General features: G+C 64.4%; 21 protein-coding genes. 11 read left to right on the top strand and 10 right to left on the bottom strand.

Going from position 1 to position 18,461, the window contains the following annotated elements; all coding sequences use genetic code 11:
- Positions 1 to 27 precede the first annotated feature (27 nt).
- Entirely contained in the window at positions 28 to 471 is a 444-nt protein-coding gene (locus R4P70_RS14250) for a DUF3592 domain-containing protein (RefSeq protein ID WP_007728471.1), read from the bottom strand.
- Entirely contained in the window at positions 468 to 2,081 is a 1,614-nt protein-coding gene (gene menD / locus R4P70_RS14245; RefSeq protein ID WP_003942063.1) for a 2-succinyl-5-enolpyruvyl-6-hydroxy-3-cyclohexene-1-carboxylic-acid synthase, read from the bottom strand. The genes R4P70_RS14250 and menD overlap by 4 nt, the downstream gene beginning before the upstream one ends.
- 68 nt (positions 2,082 to 2,149) lie before the next feature.
- Here menD and R4P70_RS14240 point away from each other — a divergent pair, with 68 nt between their 5' ends.
- Together R4P70_RS14240 and R4P70_RS14235 are read left to right on the top strand one after the other, a co-directional pair.
- The gene (locus R4P70_RS14240) at positions 2,150 to 2,752 is read left to right on the top strand and encodes a flavin reductase family protein (protein WP_209908020.1); all 603 of its coding nucleotides are present in this window, start codon (positions 2,150 to 2,152) and stop codon (positions 2,750 to 2,752) included.
- Positions 2,753 to 2,810: 58 nt separating this feature from the next.
- The gene (locus tag R4P70_RS14235; RefSeq protein ID WP_042453072.1) at positions 2,811 to 3,638 is read left to right on the top strand and encodes a siderophore-interacting protein; all 828 of its coding nucleotides are present in this window, start codon (positions 2,811 to 2,813) and stop codon (positions 3,636 to 3,638) included.
- 66 nt (positions 3,639 to 3,704) lie between these two features.
- On the opposite strand, the gene R4P70_RS14230 is transcribed toward R4P70_RS14235, so the two are convergent.
- Genes R4P70_RS14230 through R4P70_RS14220 form a run of 3 tightly spaced genes read right to left on the bottom strand, consistent with a single transcriptional unit; the run spans position 3,705 to position 5,841 of the window.
- The gene (locus R4P70_RS14230) at positions 3,705 to 4,151 is read right to left on the bottom strand and encodes a DUF6918 family protein (protein ID WP_003941973.1); all 447 of its coding nucleotides are present in this window, start codon (positions 4,149 to 4,151) and stop codon (positions 3,705 to 3,707) included.
- A gap of 48 nt (positions 4,152 to 4,199) precedes the next feature.
- The gene (locus R4P70_RS14225; protein ID WP_054187820.1) at positions 4,200 to 5,195 is read right to left on the bottom strand and encodes an o-succinylbenzoate synthase; all 996 of its coding nucleotides are present in this window, start codon (positions 5,193 to 5,195) and stop codon (positions 4,200 to 4,202) included.
- A gap of 1 nt (position 5,196) precedes the next feature.
- Positions 5,197 to 5,841 carry a PaaI family thioesterase gene (locus R4P70_RS14220; protein ID WP_037129937.1) on the bottom strand — a complete coding sequence of 215 codons (645 nt, stop codon included), beginning with the start codon at positions 5,839 to 5,841 and terminating at the stop codon, positions 5,197 to 5,199.
- An 83-nt stretch (positions 5,842 to 5,924) separates the two neighbouring features.
- Between R4P70_RS14220 and R4P70_RS14215 the strand changes: the two genes are divergently transcribed.
- Both R4P70_RS14215 and R4P70_RS14210 read left to right on the top strand, forming a co-directional pair.
- Entirely contained in the window at positions 5,925 to 6,818 is an 894-nt protein-coding gene (locus R4P70_RS14215; RefSeq protein WP_024487301.1) for a 1,4-dihydroxy-2-naphthoyl-CoA synthase, read from the top strand.
- Between the two features lie 28 nt (positions 6,819 to 6,846).
- Complete coding sequence (locus R4P70_RS14210) at positions 6,847 to 7,236, top strand: VOC family protein (RefSeq protein ID WP_003941917.1); 390 nt, start codon at positions 6,847 to 6,849, stop codon at positions 7,234 to 7,236.
- 97 nt (positions 7,237 to 7,333) lie between these two features.
- Here the strand turns inward: R4P70_RS14210 and R4P70_RS14205 are convergent, their stop codons facing one another.
- From R4P70_RS14205 to R4P70_RS14185, 5 genes are read right to left on the bottom strand one after another with little or no spacing between them, the layout of a single operon-like run.
- The gene (locus R4P70_RS14205) at positions 7,334 to 7,693 is read right to left on the bottom strand and encodes a hypothetical protein (RefSeq protein ID WP_003942018.1); all 360 of its coding nucleotides are present in this window, start codon (positions 7,691 to 7,693) and stop codon (positions 7,334 to 7,336) included.
- 2 nt (positions 7,694 to 7,695) lie between these two features.
- The gene (locus R4P70_RS14200; protein WP_003941866.1) at positions 7,696 to 8,454 is read right to left on the bottom strand and encodes an ABC transporter ATP-binding protein; all 759 of its coding nucleotides are present in this window, start codon (positions 8,452 to 8,454) and stop codon (positions 7,696 to 7,698) included.
- Positions 8,451 to 9,194 (bottom strand): ABC transporter ATP-binding protein, encoded by a 744-nt coding sequence (locus tag R4P70_RS14195; protein WP_007728482.1) that lies wholly within the window; start codon positions 9,192 to 9,194, stop codon positions 8,451 to 8,453. The genes R4P70_RS14200 and R4P70_RS14195 overlap by 4 nt, the downstream gene beginning before the upstream one ends.
- Positions 9,187 to 11,445, bottom strand: coding sequence for an ABC transporter permease (locus R4P70_RS14190; RefSeq protein ID WP_283569176.1), 2,259 nt, complete (start codon positions 11,443 to 11,445; stop codon positions 9,187 to 9,189). Before R4P70_RS14190 ends, R4P70_RS14195 begins: the two co-directional genes overlap by 8 nt.
- A 60-nt stretch (positions 11,446 to 11,505) precedes the next feature.
- Entirely contained in the window at positions 11,506 to 12,930 is a 1,425-nt protein-coding gene (locus R4P70_RS14185) for an ABC transporter substrate-binding protein (RefSeq protein ID WP_003942040.1), read from the bottom strand.
- Positions 12,931 to 13,214: 284 nt separating this feature from the next.
- Between R4P70_RS14185 and R4P70_RS14180 the strand changes: the two genes are divergently transcribed.
- From R4P70_RS14180 to R4P70_RS14150, 7 genes are all read left to right on the top strand, one after another.
- On the top strand, positions 13,215 to 14,414 hold the full coding sequence (locus R4P70_RS14180) for an inorganic phosphate transporter (RefSeq protein ID WP_007728486.1): 1,200 nt from the start codon (positions 13,215 to 13,217) through the stop codon (positions 14,412 to 14,414).
- Positions 14,415 to 14,429: 15 nt separating this feature from the next.
- Positions 14,430 to 14,693 carry a hypothetical protein gene (locus R4P70_RS14175; protein ID WP_003942079.1) on the top strand — a complete coding sequence of 88 codons (264 nt, stop codon included), beginning with the start codon at positions 14,430 to 14,432 and terminating at the stop codon, positions 14,691 to 14,693.
- 54 nt (positions 14,694 to 14,747) lie between these two features.
- Positions 14,748 to 15,083 carry a DUF3349 domain-containing protein gene (locus R4P70_RS14170; protein WP_003941853.1) on the top strand — a complete coding sequence of 112 codons (336 nt, stop codon included), beginning with the start codon at positions 14,748 to 14,750 and terminating at the stop codon, positions 15,081 to 15,083.
- Between the two features lie 4 nt (positions 15,084 to 15,087).
- Positions 15,088 to 15,390 (top strand): DUF3349 domain-containing protein, encoded by a 303-nt coding sequence (locus R4P70_RS14165; RefSeq protein ID WP_003941976.1) that lies wholly within the window; start codon positions 15,088 to 15,090, stop codon positions 15,388 to 15,390.
- Positions 15,387 to 16,526 carry an o-succinylbenzoate--CoA ligase gene (gene menE / locus R4P70_RS14160; protein WP_042925655.1) on the top strand — a complete coding sequence of 380 codons (1,140 nt, stop codon included), beginning with the start codon at positions 15,387 to 15,389 and terminating at the stop codon, positions 16,524 to 16,526. Before R4P70_RS14165 ends, menE begins: the two co-directional genes overlap by 4 nt.
- Before the next feature lie 88 nt (positions 16,527 to 16,614).
- Positions 16,615 to 17,622, top strand: a complete 1,008-nt coding sequence (locus R4P70_RS14155; protein WP_003941960.1) for a daunorubicin resistance protein DrrA family ABC transporter ATP-binding protein — start codon at positions 16,615 to 16,617, stop codon at positions 17,620 to 17,622.
- Positions 17,619 to 18,446, top strand: a complete 828-nt coding sequence (locus R4P70_RS14150) for an ABC transporter permease (RefSeq protein WP_003941848.1) — start codon at positions 17,619 to 17,621, stop codon at positions 18,444 to 18,446. The genes R4P70_RS14155 and R4P70_RS14150 overlap by 4 nt, the downstream gene beginning before the upstream one ends.
- Positions 18,447 to 18,461 lie beyond the last annotated feature (15 nt).

Genomic DNA, 18,461 nt, shown 5'->3' with positions numbered 1-18,461 from the left:
TCGTGTGAAGTTCGGGCGAAGCGCGAACTAACTCGAGGCGACCGGCGCCGAACTTGCCGCCTGCGCTTCCCGCTTGCGCAGGTACCAGATCGACGGTCCAGCCAGGAGCCACGTCACGACGATCACCGATCCTGCCGGGATCAGCGCCACCGTCGCGTTGCGTCCCGCTACCCGGACCAAATCAGGGTCGGCTTTGGAGTACTCCACCTCGATGCGTTGTCCCACAGTCAGATTGGTGGGGTAGAGCACGCCGAGTTCAGGGTTGTGGTTGGCGCCGTCCGGTGTCACGAAGCTGATCGCCGAACGTAGCGAGCCTGCCGAGAGCACCTCGGCGGTTGCGGTCCCCATGTTCGATTCGATGGTCCGATCGTTGCGCCAGGCACCGAGAACCAGAATCACCGCGAGCACGGAAATGCCGACCGCAACCACCAGCACACCGATGCGGAGGCGACGCAGAACTGTTTGCGTCACAGCTGTGCCCGCACGGAAGCGTGGAGTTCGCGCAGCCCACTGCGATCCGTCGCGACCTCGAGCACACGAATGCCGTTGGCCGGTTGCGCCAGCGTCGTTGCCAGGGCGTCGACGGTGACCGCTGCGTGCGGCACGCGGTAGGCCGCGCACAGCGCAGCCAGGTCCATGCCGTGTGGTGTTCCGAACACTCGCTCGAAGACGCCGGCGTACTGCGGGTCGCCTTGTTCGAGGAGCTCGAAGATACCGCCGCCGTCGTCGTTGGCGACGACGATGGTGAGGTCGCTCGGCCTCGGCTCACCGGTCCCGATCAGCAGCCCGGACGCGTCGTGCAGGAAGGTCAGGTCGCCCATGAGAGCGACGGTCCGGCCGCCCTCGTACGCCAACGCAGCACCGACCGCCGCCGAGACGGTGCCGTCGATACCTGCGACGCCGCGATTCGACAGCACCCGTACGGCGGGCTTGGGATAGCTCACGAGGGCCGCGTCGCGAACAGGGTTGGATGCGCCGAGCAGAAGCTGGTCGCCGTCCGCGAGAGCATCCATCACAGCAGCTGCCACGTGCAGGCCGGTGGCCTTGGGGTGGGCGTCGAGTTGCTTGCGGACGGCAGTTTCGGCGTGTTCGGTCAGCGCGGCGCATCGAGCGATCCAGGCGGGATCGGGAGTCCCGGTGACCACTGCTCTGGTTCCGGTGGCGAGTACGTTGCCGGATACGTCCGGCCAGCGCGGCCCGGTAGTCAGCGCGTAGACGTCGACGCCCGGGTCGGCCAGCACCTTCGAGACCTGACGATGCAACGTCGGGCGGCCGGTGATGATCGCCTGCTTGGGCTTGAGTTGCGAGAGCGCGAGTGGATGCAGTGCGATCCCGTGCATCGGAGCCGTCGGCTCGGCCACGGTCGGCAGGCCCGCCAGCTCAGGCCGAAGCGCACTACCGTGTCCGGAAATGACCACCGTATCTGCGGTGAGATCCAGATCGACGGGAACGTCGAGCGTCGCATTCTGGGTGGTGGTCCAGGCCGCACCGCCGGGACGGCCCTCCGGGACCGGTCCCTGCACGTGCACGTCCGGCACCAGCGGCTCACGAAGTGGAATGTCGAAATGCACCGGACCCGCGTTTCCGGATCGGGTTCCGCGGGCAGCGGCGAGGACCCGGCAGACCGCCGAGCGCCACTGGCTGTTCTGCGTCGAATCGTCCTCCGCCAGGCCCAGGCTGATGGTTGCGCGGACTTGACTGCCGAAGAGCCCGAGTTGCTCGACGGTCTGGTTGGCGCCGGTGCCGAGCATCTCGTACGGCCGGTTGGCGCTCAGGACCACCAGCGGCACTCGCGCGTAGTTGGCCTCGAGGACAGCGGGTCCGAGATTCGCGACGGCGGTCCCGGAAGTCATCACGATGGGGACCGGTCGTTTCCCGGCGATTGCCAGTCCGAGTGCCAGAAAGCCTGCTGTCCGCTCGTCGATCCGCATGTGCAGACGCAACCGGCCGTCGAGATCGGCGGCCTGGAGGGCAAATGCGAGGGGCGCGTTGCGAGAGCCTGGACACAGCACGACTTCACGCACGCCACCACGAACCAGTTCGTCGACGACGGCTGTGGCTTGTGCAGTGGACGGATTCACGCCTTCAAGAGTGTCAGATGTTCGGGCGCAAGCATGCCCAGGGGCGGGGACAGCGGCATTATGTGTGGGTGCGCACACTCTTCGATCCAGCCGAGCTCGAACCCCGTCGGTTCTATCAGTTACTCACCGCTTCGGTGGTCCCCCGGCCGATTGCCTGGGTGTCCACCCTGTCGGCGGACGGCGTCGGCAATCTGGCTCCGTACAGCTTTTTCACCGTGGCAAGTTCGGCGCCGCCGATCGTGCAGTTCACGTCGGTCGGACGCAAGGACAGTCTGCGCAACATCGAAGCGACCGGCGAATTCGTGATCAACCTGGCGACTGCCAGGCTTGCCGACGTGGTGAACCAGAGTTCCGCCTTCTACGACGCCGAGGCCGACGAGTTTCTCGAGTTGAACATCCGTAGCGAGCCGAGCGAGCGGGTTCGCCCCGTCCGGGTCGCCGACTCCCCGATCGCCATCGAATGCACGCTCCACCAGGTCGTCGAGGTCGGTAATTCATTTGTCGTGATGGGAAATGTGGTCGCGGTCGCAGTACGTCCCGAGGCTGTCGCCGACGACGGCCTACCGGACTTCGCGTCAATCGCACCGATGAGCCGACTTGGCCGAGCGCAGTGGGGTCTTCCTCCCGAAGTCGTCGAAAAGGACAGACCCACCACTCCACAGCGACCATAAATCAGGTTAGGGTTACCTGATTAGGTACGAGTAACAGATAATCAGGGAGCAACCAGTCATGGCCAAGCGCGCCAAGTTCGTGAAACCGGCCTCACGCAGCATCGTGTCGGCGCAGGTCGTGGCGAACAAACGAATCAGCCCCAGCTTCATCCGGGTGACCATTGCCGGCGAAGAGCTGTCCACCATCGCTCCGATGGGTGCCGATCAGTGGTTCCGCATGTTCATCCCGCAGGTCGGCCAGAGTGAACTCCGGTTGCCGAGCGCGGCCAGCAATCTCTGGTATGCGCAGTACCTGTTGATGTCCAAGGACACGCGACCCGTCGTGCGCAACTACACGATTCGCGCCTACCGTGCTGCCGGATCCGGTCTCTTCGGCGAGACCACGGAGATCGACATCGACTTCGCTTATCACGGCGACATCGGCCCGGCATCCGCGTGGGCGGACACCGCGTCGGCCGGCGACGAGGTCGCCCTCTTGGACGAAGGCTGCATCTACAACCCCACACCCGAGGCCAAGTGGCAACTGCTCGTCGGCGACGAGAGTGCACTTCCCGCGATCATCGGCATTCTGGAATCCGCGCCCGCAGACCTGCGTGCCGAGGTCTTCGTCGAGATTCCGAACATCGAAGACAAGCAAGACATTCCGGAGTTGGCGAACGTCAACGTGCATTGGCTCGTTCGCGAGGACGAACACGCGACGCCGGGTGTTCTGACCCTCGAGACCGTCCGCGCCGCCGAACTGCCCGAGGGGCCGTCGTACACCTTTGTCGCCGGCGAACAGGCACTCACCACCGGGCTGCGTCGGCACCTCGTGAACGACCGGAAGTTCGCCAAAACCGACATCACCTTCACCGGCTTCTGGCGCCACGGACATTCGGCTCACTGACAAACGCACCGAAAACGACGAGTGGCCCGAGAGAAACTCCCGGGCCACTCGTCGTTTTACGTTCGCTTATGCAGCGTGCTTCTGGATCACATCGCCCAGACGCGGCAGAGCTGCAGTCACATGCTTCTTCGCCGAACCGCGCAGCTTCGAGTACATCGACTTGACGACGGCCTTGTCGCTGCCCTCGATACGCTCGTCCGTCACCTCGAGGAGGGAATCGGCAACCGCGTCACCGCGGGCGCTGATGAAATCGGCGAAGCTGCCTTCACCGGAAGCCGAGAATTCCTGCCAGTACGGCTCGAGCTTTGCCACGAAAGCCGGCAGAAGCGCGGTGACGGCGTCCGGCACGATGGACGGGCTCACCTTCTTGACCGCGCCGTAGCCACCCTTGAGAGCCAGCCCTGAGGCCCCCGACTTATCCGAAACCTCTGCGTCGATCAAGGTCTGCACGTCCGCGACGACCGCGGGAACCCGTGATTCCTCGAGCAGGGTTTCGTTCAGAGCTGCAACCACTTTCGATCCCTTCATTCTTCACTGATGTTCATCAGGTCGCGCCCGAGACTATACGAAATTCGGCTGGTCCCTACTGCCGAGTATCCGATGGCAGCGCCGAGCCCGCTCCAGCCACCAGTCGCGCCGGTCCGCGGGCGCGGCCAGCGTCTCGAGCAGAACCGGATCAGGCTCGACGGCACCCACCGACAAAGCACCGTCGACAGCTGCCCCGGTGACCGCGACATCCCGGACGAACAGGCCGCCGGTACCGAGTCCGCAGGCAAACGGAAGGGTGGGCAAGGCTGCCGCGGCCGCCAGTCCCGCGGACATCCCCACAGCCGTGTCCAGAGCGCTCGAGACCACCACCGGCACCCCGTAGTCCGCCAGCTGCGCCGACAGCGCCACCACAGCACGCATTCCGCCCAGCGGCGGCACCTTCACGACGGCGACGTCCGCTCCCCCCGCTCGTACGACGCGCAGCGGGTCCTCGGCACGGCGAATGCTCTCGTCGGCAGCGATCCGCACACCGGTCCCCGCGGCGCGGACCCTGACCAGTTCCTCGACGCTTGCACACGGCTGCTCGGCGTATTCGAGTTCACCGTCATCGGTGATCGCTCGCAAGGCCGTGATCGCCTCGTCCACGCTCCACCCGCCGTTGGCGTCGACGCGCACGTTCGGGATGTGCCGACGCACCTCGTTCACCCGGGCGACGTCCTGCGCCAGCGACTGTCCCTTCTCGGCGACCTTGACCTTGGCGGTCCGGGCCCCGGGGAAGCGCTCCAGCAATTCCGGAACGGCAGACGCGTCGATCGCCGGCACGGTCGCGTTGACGGGAACTGCGTCACGAAGCGCAGGCGGCGGACCCAGCCACGCCGCTTCGATACCCGCGAGCAGCCACTGCGACGCCTCGTCGTCGTCGTACTCGACGAACGGGGCGAATTCTCCCCACCCGGCCGGGCCGCGAACGAGCAGGGCCTCACGAGTCGTGATGCCGCGAAAGCGAACTCGCATCGGCAGCGCGAGCACCACGGCGTCCGCGATCAGATCGTCGAACGAGGGGAACATGTCAGGGCTGTCCCGGAAGCAGTTCGATCATGAGCGCCTCACCGTCGGCGAGGAGCTTGCCGTCGAGATCGGTCAGGCGCGCGCTGACAAAAGTCTTGCGACCCTCGACCCGATCCACCTGCCCCTCGATCACCAGTTGTTGATTGAGCGGAGTGATCGCGCGGTAATTGATGTGGAGGTAGCCGGTGCGGGAGATCGGACGGCCACCCGCGTGGACCGTCATCCCGAAGACGTCGTCGAACAGCAAGGGCAGGACACCGCCGTGAGCGGCGCCGTTGCCGCCCAGGTGGTAGCGACGGAAGACGCCGGTACTGCGGACTCCTTCGGTGTCGAACTTCTCGACCATCCACGGGAGCATGAGGAGGCTGCCGCGTCCGGGCAGTTGGATGTTCGAGCCTGCGGGCGACTTGCCTTCCGGGACCTCGTACGGAGTCAACCGATCGGCAAGCTCCTCGGCTTGCGTAGCGATGTCTGCGAGTACGTCGTCGGGAACATTGGTCGAGACGGCAAGGTCCTGCAACCTGCGCATCGCTTCGACGAAGCGGCCGAAGTCCGGACCTGCGGGAGTGTGCCGGAACCGTGGAAATCCGCCCCGCTTCTCACCGTCTGTGACGATCTCCGTGCCGTCTGCGGTTTGTTCGCTCATGACCTGCACGTTAGCGCGCCCGGGAACGTGTTCTACCTCAGGTATCCGTTAGACGCGCGAGCCGTGCCTCTATCGTGGCTGAGGTGACCTTCAACCCGCAGCTCTGGCGCCCTGTCCCCGGATTCGAGAACCTCACCGACATCACGTACCACCGGCACGTCAGTCAAGGCACCGTTCGCGTCGCCTTCGACCGACCGGAAGTGCGTAATGCGTTCCGCCCGCACACCGTCGACGAGTTGTACCGCGCGCTCGATCACGCCCGGATGACCTCCGACGTGGGAGCGGTGCTCCTGACCGGCAACGGACCGAGCGAGAAGGACGGCGGTTGGGCGTTCTGCTCCGGCGGAGACCAGCGCATCCGTGGTCGCAGCGGCTACCAGTACGCCGAAGGTGAAACGGCGGACACCGTCGACAAAGCACGCGCCGGGCGCCTGCACATCCTCGAGGTCCAGCGCTTGATCCGCTTCATGCCGAAGGTCGTGATCTGCCTGGTCAACGGCTGGGCTGCGGGCGGCGGCCACAGCCTGCACGTGGTGTGCGACCTGACGCTCGCCAGCCGCGAGCACGCACGGTTCAAGCAGACCGACGCCGACGTCGGAAGCTTCGACGGCGGCTACGGCAGCGCCTATCTGGCAAAGATGGTGGGCCAGAAGTTCGCTCGCGAGATCTTCTTCCTGGGTGAGACGTACACCGCCGAGGAAATGCATCAGATGGGCGCGGTCAACAAGGTTGTCGACCACGCTGAACTCGAAAACGTCGCGATCGACTGGGCCGGCAAGATCAACGGCAAGTCGCCGCAGGCACAGCGGATGCTCAAGTACGCGTTCAACCTGCAGGACGACGGGTTGGTCGGCCAGCAGCTGTTCGCCGGTGAGGCAACACGTTTGGCGTACATGACCGACGAGGCCGTCGAGGGTCGTGACTCGTTCCTCGAAAAGCGTGATCCCGACTGGTCACCATATCCCTGGTATTTCTGACACAGTAGGTGCGAGAGGGAGGTCGGACGTGGAGATTCTGAGCAGTCGGACGATATTGCGCCCGAGCGAGTACGAACGAACGCTGAGCTTCTACCGAGACACCCTCGGTCTGGCGATCGCTCGTGAATATCCCGGCGGCACAGTCTTCTTCGCCGGCCAAGGGCTGATCGAAGTCGCTGCGCACGGCGGCACCGGCGAGGGCGGCTTTCGCGGCGCGATCTGGCTGCAGGTCCGGGACCTCACTGCCGTTCAGACCGAACTGGTTCTCGCCGGGGTCAAGATCGCGCGCGAGGCAAGACAGGAACCGTGGGGTCTACACGAGATGTGGATCGCCGACCCGGACGGGACACCGATCGTGATGGTGCAGATCCCGGAGGACCATCCCATCCGACGCGATTCCCGGCCACCGTCCGCGTAGTCGAGACACCGCGGTAGTCGAGACACCGCTGTAGCCGAGCAGTGACAGATGCCCGCCACGACTTTCGTGGCGGGCATCTGTCGGTTCTTCGCAGAGATCAGTTGCGCGTGCTCAGCGCCTGAGAGATCTGATCTGTCTGTGCCTGGCCCTCGAGCAGTTGGCGAACCAACCACAGCCGCAGCACCTTTGCCACCGATGCGGCCAGGAAGAGTGCGGCACCGACCACTGTCAGGGCGAGGAAAACCACGGTGAGGATCTGGTACGACACCAGATCCCGCAGGTCCGAGAGCGTCAGCGAAGAGATGTAGACGACGAAGGCGCCGACCACTCCGACGACCATGAGCACCAGGCCCGCGATGCGCGTCGCCGCGTCGCCGCCTGCCTGCTTCTTGTCCAGCTTCAACTCTGCGATGTTCTTCTTGAATTCCTCACGGCGATCTTCGGCGAGAGTAGTCATCGTCATCCTCCTAGATAACTGGTAGAAAGTTCGTTTTCGATGTCGTGTGGATCGCCGGTCTTGACGACGCGTCCCTGCAACATCAGTGCGGCCGAGGTCGCGATGGGCAGCACCGCTCGCGCGAACTGCTCGGCGACGAGAATGGAAATGCCTTCGGCTGCAAGCGAGCCGACGACGTCGTACATCTGCGAGACGATTCGAGGTGCGAGACCCATCGACAGCTCGTCGAGCAGGAGCACCGTCGGGTGAGTGCCGAGTGCCCGTGACAGCGCCAGCATCTGCTGCTCACCACCGGACATCGATCCGGCCAACTGTCCGCGCCGCTCCCCCAGGATCGGGAACCTGCCGTACGCAACCTCTTCGAGTTCGGCCAGCCCGACGCCCGTTCCGGTGGCGATCCACAGGTTTTCCCGCACAGTGAGGTTGGCGAAGATCCCGCGTCCTTCGGGGATGGAGCAGACCCCCAGCCGAGCCAACTCCGAAGGCTCGACTCCGTTCACGACCTGGCCCGCGAGCCGGAACTCGCCGCGGGTGACCGGAAGGACGCCCGAGCAGATCTTGAGCGTCGACGTCTTGCCGCCACCGTTGGGTCCGAGTAGCGCCACCACGGCGCCCGGTTCCAGAATCAGGTCCACCCCGTGCAGAACTTCGATGGATCCGTAACCGGCGCGGACACCGGACAGTTCGAGCAACGGTTCGGCGCGGTCGGGGCTGCGTATACCCTCGTCGATTTTCGCCTCGCCAATTTTCGCTGACGTCATACCGCCTCCTCCTCGGTCCCGATGTAGGCCGCGATCACTTCCGGATCCGTCCGGATCTTCTCCGGATCACCCGAGGCGAGGACTGCGCCGTAGTCGAGCACGTGGATGGTCGAGCACACTTTCATCACCAGCGGAATGTCGTGCTCCACCAGACAGATTCCGAGTCCACCCGCAGCAAGTTCGGTGAGCATCTCGGCAAAGACCTCGGTTTCCTGCTCGGTCTGACCCGAGGCCGGTTCGTCGAGCAGCAGCACTCGCGGGTCGGTCATGAGCGCCCGTGCAACTTCGACGACGCGGGCGCGTCCGGTGGGGATGTCCGCGACGTCCTTGTCCGCGACATCCGTCAGCCCGGTCAGCTCCAGCAGACGATCCGTCTCGCTGTCCACGTCGATCTTGTTGCGGCCGTTCGCCTTGTGGATGTCTCCGGCGACGCGCAGGTTGTCACGCACCGACAGCGAGACGAACAGTTCGAGCCGCTGGAAGGTACGTGCCAGCCCGCGACCTGCCCGCTTGTGCGGCGGTAGCTTCGTCACGTCGACGCCGCCGAGGAACACCTGGCCGGACGTGGGTTTCTGCAGCCCGGTGATGGTGTTGAAGAGCGTCGTCTTGCCGGCACCGTTCGGTCCGATGAGTCCTGTCACGGTGCCGGGTTGCACGGTGAGCGAAACGTCCTTGACCGCGACGTGTCCACCGAAACGAACGCTCACACCGCGCGTTTCGAGAAGTGGTGTATCAGACATGGACGGTCAACTCCTTCGGCGAGCCACCCTGGTACTGAGGAATCCCCAGTTCGCGGTCGATCTCGTCACGGATCTCGGGGCTGTAGGGGACATCGATCCCGATGTCCTCGGGAACGACTGTCGCTTTGGCGGCCAGTTCCTCCGGAGTGAGAACCGCGCTGGGCATGACCATCTCACCGATCACCGGCAGCATGAACACCACCGCGATCGTGATGGACGCGAACCACCAGTTGCCGAGTACACCGGTCAGAGCAAGGACGTAGATCAGCAGAACGACTGCGGCGCCGCCGATCAGAACAGGCTTGGCACCGGCGAGCCGTCGGTAGCCCTCGATCACGCTGTGGACCGTTCCGCTGGGGTTCGCGCCGACGCCGATGCCGATCAGTGCCGGGCTGACTGCCGCGATGTTGCCGAAGAGCAGCCACATTCCCTCCAACTCCGGTTGCGCCGAAGCCAGATTGGTGAACGAGACCATGATGACCGCAAACCCGATTCCGGCCATCAGTCCACCGAACAGGGCGCCGGTGACGTATCCGATACCCGCGACGACGGTCAGCATGAGCAGCGAGAGGCTGACCATGATGGCAAAGCTCTCGCCCGAGACGGACCCCATGGCGCTCGACATCAGAATGCCGCCGAGACCGGCGATCCCCGAAGAGATCATGAAGACGCTCAGCTTGAGCCGAACCAGGCTCTGTCCGAGCATGGCCGAACCGGCCGGGCTGTCCTTCATCGCCGCGAGTCGGCGCCCGTAGCCGCTGTTACGCAACGCGATGACGCCGACGCCGAGTATCGAGAACAGCGCGGTCACGGTCATCAGGAACACCGTCTCGTTGCTCAGATCGAGCGGACCGATCTTCAGCGGAGGGAGGGCGATGTTCCCGTCCTTGAACAGCGAGTACTTCATGCCGAACATCTCGTGTTCGGTGGTGTCACGAAGAACCATGTTGGAGAGGAACACTCCGAAGGCCATGGTTGCCAGCGCGAGATACAGCCCTCTCAGCCGCAGCGCCGGTAGGGCGACGAGGCCACCGATCACGGCGGTGACGAGGACTCCGACGACGATGCCCCACAGGTTGAGGTGCGCAGCCAACCCGGAACCGGAGATCCCGAAGTGGAAGGCCACGATGGTAGCGATAGCGCCGAAAGACACCGGCGCCAAGTTCAATTCACCCGCGTAACCGGTGAGGAGTGTGAGCGAGAGCGCGATGATCGCGAACGTCATTCCGATGGTCAGTGTGGTGACGGCGGACGTCACCATCAGCAGACGGATCAGGTAGACGATGACGATCAGGGCCACGCCCCAGACGACGGCCTTGCGCACGCTCGGCACGTGGTAACGCTCGCGAGTACGAGTGACCGCGCCACGCAACCGGTCCTGTGGGAGCACGATCAGCACCACGAACAGCGCGATCATCGGCAGGGAGACACGGAAATTCGACGTCCAACTCCAACTCGTCGGGAAGTACGCCAATACGTACGTACCGGCAAGCCCGAGGACCACGGCGCCGACGAACGTGCGCGGAATGCTGCGCAACCGGCCGAACATGGCCGCGGCAAACGCGTCGATCACCAAGAGTGTCAACATGTTCGCCTCGAGTGTGCCGCCACTGATCGGGGTGATCAGGATGCCGGCCAGGACTGCGAGCGTCGAACCCATCGCCCAGGACAGGGCCGCAAGACGCTCCGGATTGTGGCCGTTGAGGCGCAACAGTTCCGGATCGTCGACGACGCCGCGCATCGCGACACCGGCGCGGGTGCGCGTGAACAGGATGCGCAGGCCGACGGCGATGGCGATCGCAACGAGGATGCAGATCAACTCGTGGTAGCGGATGCTCGCGCCGAACACCGTGATCTTGGACTGGTCGCCGAAGAACATCTGCATCGTCCGAGCGGTCTCGGGGTGCCAGAACCAGTGCGAGATCGAGAGCATTCCGAGCAGGATCGAGACCGTCACAACGATTTTGGTGACCTCGGCGGTATCGCGCAGACCCTTCATGATCAAGACGTAGAGGCCGAGGCCCATCAGTGGCCCGACCAGGACGAGTGAAATCAGCAAGGCGACGAAAGTGGGAAGTTCCCAGCCGTAGCGCAACTGCCAGTAGATGAACGCACCGAGCATTGCCTGTGCACCGTGCGCGAAGTTGAAGATGCCTGACGTGTTGTACGTGAGTACCAGCCCGGAGGCGGCGATCGCGTACACGGACCCCAGGACCAGGCCCAGGATCGTGAAAGTGACAAAAGTGTTCATGGCTGAACCCTCGTTAGGGACTCGGGCGGCGGTTGGCGCTCGCCGCCCGAGTCGGAAGAATCAGGACTGCGGCTTGATGACGTTGGCGTTCTGGTACTTCGTCGACACGCGGTCAGCGCCGAGTTCGGTTCCCCAGGTGCTCTTGTCGGTCGCGACGAGGTACTTGGGGTCACACTTGAATTCGCCCGCGGTGGACGGGAACGCCTGCGCGTAGGTACTGCCCTTCAGAGAGGTCATGAGTCCGCAGGTGGCCGGCATGTTCTTGCCGGGATCGGTGACGGCGTGCAATCCGCCGCCGTCCCACTCGTGAATGTTCGAGAGTTCGTTCACCATGCACTGACGCGTCAGATCGCTACCGCACTCGTCCGCGGCGGCCGCCCACAGCAGGAACGACGACGCCGCCTGCATACCGAGGAGCGCGGTCTTGCCACCCTGCTCGGAGACCAGATCCACGTACTTCTTCACTGCGGGCACCTTGTCCGCGTTCTCGAGCATCTGGAAGGTCATGCCCGCGTTGAGGTTGTCGAGCAGTCCGGTGTCCTTGTTCCAATCGGAGACGGTCGCGCCGTACCAGGTGGCTTCACCGAAGAAGATGGGATCGATCCCGACCTGATCGAGCGCCTTCACGAAGTTCAGCTCCGACGGGCTCGCCGATCGTGACGTCCAGATACCCTTCGCACCGCACTCCTTGTACTTCTCGGCAAACGGCACGTAGCTCGATTCCCCCTCGTAGTTGAGTGTGACGCCGCAATCCTTGAGCTTGAAACCCGCAGCCTCGGCGATCGAGCGAATCTTCGTGGTGGAGCTGATGATCGTGGGCATCGTGCTGTTGACGACGTCGAAGTCGTTCACCAGATCGGGGTGCATCTCGGCCATCTGGAACCACTGCGAACCGTTCGCGTAGTCGACCGGGAACGGGACACCCTGGAATGTCATCGGTCCGTTGGCTGCGTCGGGTGACACGGTGAAGCCTGGCACGGACACCAGGTTGCACGCGACACGCGTCTGCTCGGCGGTCTGATCCATCGCGAAGCCGTAGCCGACCATCATGAACTGGCTCGCGCACGCTTCCTGCATGACCGAGTTGGCCTGCGTCATCGCGGCGTCGTAGTCGGTACCGACAACCTTGCGGCCGTTGATGCCGCCCTGATCGTTGCACCAAGAGATGAGCGCGTTCACCGCATCGCTCATTTCCTTGTTCAGCCCAGGAGACTTCACATAACCGCGGTCGTCACCGAACCCGATCTTGATCTCGGTGTCGCTGACGCCTTGATCGGTTGCGCCGGTGGCGTCGCCTTCACCACAGGGCGAATCGAGGGTGCCGAACTTCGCGTCGGATGTGCTCGACGCAAGGTCTGCGCTGACGCCGGGTCCGCCGACAGCGACGGCGTAGGGATCGTCACCACGATTCGATGCGCAGGCTGACGCCAGAACGGCGGTCGCGGCGAGTGCCACGATCAGCTTCGTGGACTTGTTGGGCTTCACGGTCGGAGCTCTCCTTCTCACTGACAGACACCGAGAAACAGGGGTGAAACCCCTGTTCCGGTGCGCTCGGTGCCCGTAGGTAATCAGCGTTTAAAACGGTCCGAATGTGCCTTCCCGGTGAGTGAGACCAAAAAGTGAGGTCCCACACAGGGTTCCGATTTCGTGGCGCTGAACACATCGCGAACGGCAGCGCCGCAGCCCACGCGCGGGGACGTACTCCGCGGAGCCCCTGTTCGCATCCCGTTCGCTGTACTTTTACGCGTTCGATACGCACAATTCACGTTGTGACCGCAGAGCTCGTAATCCTCCTGGTGGTAGTTGTCACCGCCCTCGCGTTCGATTTCACGAATGGTTTTCACGACACCGGTAACGCAATGGCCACCTCCATCGCGACCGGAGCACTCAAGCCCAAAGTTGCGGTCACACTTTCCGCGATCCTGAACCTGGTCGGTGCGTTCCTGTCCGTCGAGGTCGCTGCGACCGTGGCCAAAGGCGTCGTCAACCTCGGCGCGGTCAGTGGGCAGGATCTGCTGCTGATCGTCTTCGCAGGTCTCGTCGGCGGAATCATCTGGAATCTGGCGACCTGGCTGCTCGGATTGCCGTCGAGCTCCTCACACGCACTGTTCGGCGGATTGATCGGCGCCGCAATCGCCTCCATCGGTATGGGCGGCGTCGAGTGGGGTGGAGTTCTGACCAAGGTCGTCGTCCCCGCGATCCTCGCGCCGGTCGTCGCGGCCCTGGTCGCAGGCGTCGGTACCAAGCTCGTGTACCGAATCACCGCATCCGTCAAGGAAGACGAGCGTGAGCGCGGTTTCCGTTTCGGCCAGATCGGCACCGCCTCGCTGATCTCACTTGCGCACGGCACCAATGACGCCCAGAAGACTATGGGCGTCATCTTTTTGGCCCTGGTCGCTCACGGCACCATCACCGCCGAGACCGAGATGCCGTTCTGGGTGAAGTTCACCTGTGCCGTCGCGATCGCTCTCGGCACCTACCTGGGCGGTTGGCGCATCATCCGCACCCTGGGCAAGGGCCTTGTCGAGATCGCCGCGCCGCAGGGTCTGGCAGCCGAAGCGTCGTCCGCCGCCATCATTCTCACGTCGAGCCACCTCGGACTCCCCCTCTCGACCACCCACGTCGCCACCGGATCGATCCTCGGTACCGGCATCGGGCGCAAGGGCGCCGAGGTCCGCTGGGGCGTCGCAGGCCGGATGGCCGCCGCCTGGTTGATCACCTTGCCGTCGGCTGCAGTGGTCGGCGCCATCTGCTGGGCACTCGCGCATCTGATCGGCGGCCTGGCCGGCGTGCTCGTCGTCTTCGCTGCCCTCATCGCGTTCGCGATCTTCATGTACCTGCGTTCGCGTAAGGAACCCGTAGACGCCGCCAACGTGACCGCCGAATGGGACGAGAATCCGGATGCGACGGCTCGCGAGATTCCGACTGCTGATCCCACTCCGTCCACCGAACCCACTCGCAACTCCTGAAAGGGGCGCAAGAGAATGCATCTACTCACCGATACCCTCGATTCGCTCTGGCAGGTAGTGGCAGTCGGACTGCTCTTCGGAGCCGGACTGCCGGCGATCTTCGCCTTCGGCCTCAAGTCGCTGAGTCTGCCGAACGCCGACGGCACCGAAGGACCGTCCACACTGGGTAAAATGGGTGCGTACCTCTGTTTTGCGGTCGTGCTCGTCACGATCTTCGCCGGAATTCTGTTGTTGATGAAGAACTTCTTGGCCAGCACGTTCGGAATCCACGTCTTCTGAGTGGTCGTCGCGGCGCACCACTGAAACCACCGAAACGAAAATGAGGCCGAGGATTTGAGCAAGTATTCATTGCGCAGCGTGCTCGACTGGCTGCGTGCCGGGTATCCCGAGGGCATCCCGGACAAGGATCATTTTGCGCTGCTCGCCGTTCTCCGTCGTCGTCTGACCGACGAGGAGATCGAGCAGGTCGTTTCGATGTCCATCGAGTCGGCACACGAAGTGCCGGACCGCCACGTCGACTACGACACCATCCGCGCCATCATCGAGGGAATCCTCAACGAGGAGCCGTCCGAGGACGACGTCGATCGTGTCACCGAAAGGCTGCGCGCAGGTGGGTGGCCGGTCATCGAAGACGTGGACACCGACAACGAAGTTCGAGACGTGAGCTGACGTCATGGCCCTTCCGCCCTTCCTCACGTCGATAGTCGGCTGGTTGCGGGCCGGCTATCCCAATGGCGTCCCCGAGCAGGACTACATCCCACTTTTCGCGCTCCTCACTCGCAGACTCTCCGAAACCGAGGTCGACGCCGTCGCCGATGCGTTGATCGAGGACGGCGATCTGCCCATCGAGAAGACCGACATCCAGGTCCTCATCACGAAGATCACCAACGAGATGCCACTCGAAACCGACGTCGACCGCGTACGAAGCCATCTGGCTGCCGGTGGTTGGCCGCTGGCCGGGCCGGACGTCCGGTGAACGTTCTTCGCACACTGGCCGTTCCACAGGGTGAGGCGGTCTTCGAGGTACTGCCTGCCATCGCGCAGATCCTGGACGGCGTGCACGACGCCGTGCTTCCCGTCCCGGCGGCCGACGCACGCGAGACGGCCCGACTGAGCGACGCTCTGCACCCCGATCAGCCCATCGACGACGGCATCTCGCTGGTGGTCGCCACGTCGGGGACCACCGGAACCCCGAAGGGCGCGATGCTCGCCGCGAGCGCACTGCGAGCCAGCGGCGACGCGACCCATGAACGCCTCGGCGGCACCGGATCCTGGTTGCTGGTTCTCCCCCCGCACCACATCGCCGGGATGCAAGTTCTGTTGCGCAGTGTCCTCGCCGGAACACAACCGGTGATCGTCGACGTCAGTGCGGGTTTCGACCCTGCCGCATTGCCGGGCGCTGTCGCCGCGATGAGCGGACCGCGCCGCTACACCTCGTTGGTGCCGACGCAGTTGGTCAAGGCACTCGGTGATCGCGCCGCGGTCGAGGCTCTGGCTTCGCTCGACGCGGTTCTGCTCGGCGGCGCTGCTACTCCCGCACCGGTACTCGCGCAGGCCACCGAAGCGGGCATCACCGTCGTCCGCACCTACGGGATGAGCGAAACGTCCGGCGGTTGCGTCTACGACGGAATCCCGTTGTCCGGAGCGCAGATTCGTATCGACGACGGCCGAGTTCTGCTGGGCGGTCCGATGCTCGCGTCCGGGTACCGCGGGCTTGCCGACCACCCCGCTTTCGCCGAGCCCGGGTGGTTCCGGACCGACGACGCCGGATCAGTGGTCGACGGAGTCCTGCGCATCACCGGCCGGTTGGACGAGGCAATCTCCACCGGCGGGCTGACCGTCGTACCGCAGGTGGTCGAGGCCGCGCTGGCCGATCACCCCGCCGTTCGCGAGTGCGCGGTGATCGGCATCAAGGACCCGCGGCTGGGGCAGCGGGTGGTGGCCGTGGTCGTACCCGAGGGCGAAGCTCCGACGCTCGACGAACTGCGCGCACATGCTCAGCGGACACTCGACGTCACCGCGGCGCCGCGGGAACTCTTCGTCGTGGACGCGCTCCCCCTGCGTGGACCGGGAAAGCTCGACCGCGCCGCCCTGGTAGAGCGGTTCAGCTAGCAGCCGCAGCACCGACCTCGCGCGCTGTGCAAGTAACCGCAAGTTCCACGCAAGGTCCATGCAAGATCGGTCTGCCAAGCTTCATCCCATGAACCACACAGCTTCGCCTCTTGCCATCGAGGCCGACGGACTCGTCAAGAAGTTCGGCGAGCACCGCGCGGTCGACGGCGTCAGCCTCACCGTCCCCACCGGCTCGGTGTTCGGCGTCCTCGGGCCGAACGGCGCCGGCAAGACCACCACCGTCCGCATGCTCGCCACTCTCCTTCGCCCCGACGGCGGTGAGGCGCGCATCTTCGGCCACGACGTCAGCCGTGAACCCACCGCGGTCCGATCCCTGATCGGCGTCACCGGCCAGTACGCCTCCGTCGACGAGGATCTGACGGCGACCGAGAACCTCGTGATCTTCTCGCGGCTGCTCGGCCTGAGCCGCCGCGATGCGCGCACCAAGTCCCTGGAACTCCTCGAGGAGTTCGATCTGGTCGAGGCCGCGACCAAACCGCTGAAGAACTTCTCCGGTGGCATGCGTCGACGCCTGGATCTGGCGGCAAGCCTGATCGCGCGCCCGCCGCTGCTGTTTCTCGACGAGCCCACCACCGGCCTCGATCCGCGCACCCGCGCCCAGATGTGGGTGACCATCCGGCGACTCGTCGCCGAGGGTTCGACGGTGTTGCTCACCACGCAGTACCTCGACGAAGCCGATCAACTGGCCGATCGCATCGCGGTGATCGACCGCGGCCGCGTGATCGCCAACGGCACCGCCGACGAACTCAAGGCTTCGGTCGGGATCTCCTCGCTCCAACTCAAGCTGGTCGATCGTGATCGCACCGAGGAGGCTCGCTCGCTCATCGCCGCTGCGCTGAGCGTCGAGGTGGGTGTCACTCCCGAGGTCGGGCGGATCACCGCCCCGCTGAGCGACCCGTCGATCACGGCGGACCTGTTGATCCGTCTGCGTGAGCAAGGTATCGCCGTCGACGAAATCAACGTACAGAAACCCAGCCTGGACGAAGTGTTCCTGACCATCACCGGGCACCAGCCCGAAGACGGTGGTCGCAACGACGCCCAGTCCGACAACGACTCCGATCGGAGCGTCGCATGACAACCACTCTCACCAAACCCCGGTCGCCGATAGCCCAGCCGGATGCCGCACCCCGCCGCATCAGCCTGCAGCAGAGCTTCGCGAACACGTTCACGATGGCGTACCGCGGAATTCTCAAGATCAAGCACAACCCCGAGCAACTGTTCGACGTCGTCATCCAGCCGATCATCTTCACGTTGATGTTCACCTACATCTTCGGCGGCGCGATCGCCGGTGACGTGACGGCATATCTGCCGACGATCATCCCCGGCATCCTCGTCCAGACCGTCATCACCGGTTCCATCGTCACGGGCACTCAGCTTCGTGAGGACATGGACAAGGGCGTGTTCGACCGCTTCAAGTCCCTTCCCATCGCTCGTATCGCCCCGCTGTCCGGTGCATTGCTCGCCGACGTCGTGCGCTACGGCATCGCCACGACCATCACGTTCATCGTCGGTTTCGCGATGGGTTACCGCCCCGCAGGCGGCGTGGTCGGCATTCTGTCTGCCGCGATCCTGGTCATGGTGTGCGCGTTCTCCATCAGCTGGATCTTCGCTCTCATGGGCGTGCTGATGAACAAAGCGTCCACGGTGCAGGGTGTTTCGATGCTCGTGCTGTTCCCGCTGACGTTCCTGTCGAATGCGTTCGTCGATCCTGCCACCATGCCGAGTTGGCTTCAGAAGTTCGTGAACGTCAATCCGGTCTCACACCTGGTGACCGCGGTTCGCGAGCTGGCCAACGACGGCCACTTCGGTATCCACGTCGTGTGGTCGCTGGTGGGCGCCGCGGTGATCGTTGCCGTCATGGCACCTTTGACCGTGCGGATGTACATGCGCAAGACATAAGTCCCGCACCATCGT

The organism is Rhodococcus sp. IEGM 1241 (assembly GCF_033142365.1).
In the GTDB taxonomy this organism is placed as follows: domain Bacteria; phylum Actinomycetota; class Actinomycetes; order Mycobacteriales; family Mycobacteriaceae; genus Rhodococcus_F; species Rhodococcus_F erythropolis.
This window is presented reverse-complemented; position numbering and strand designations above follow the sequence as displayed.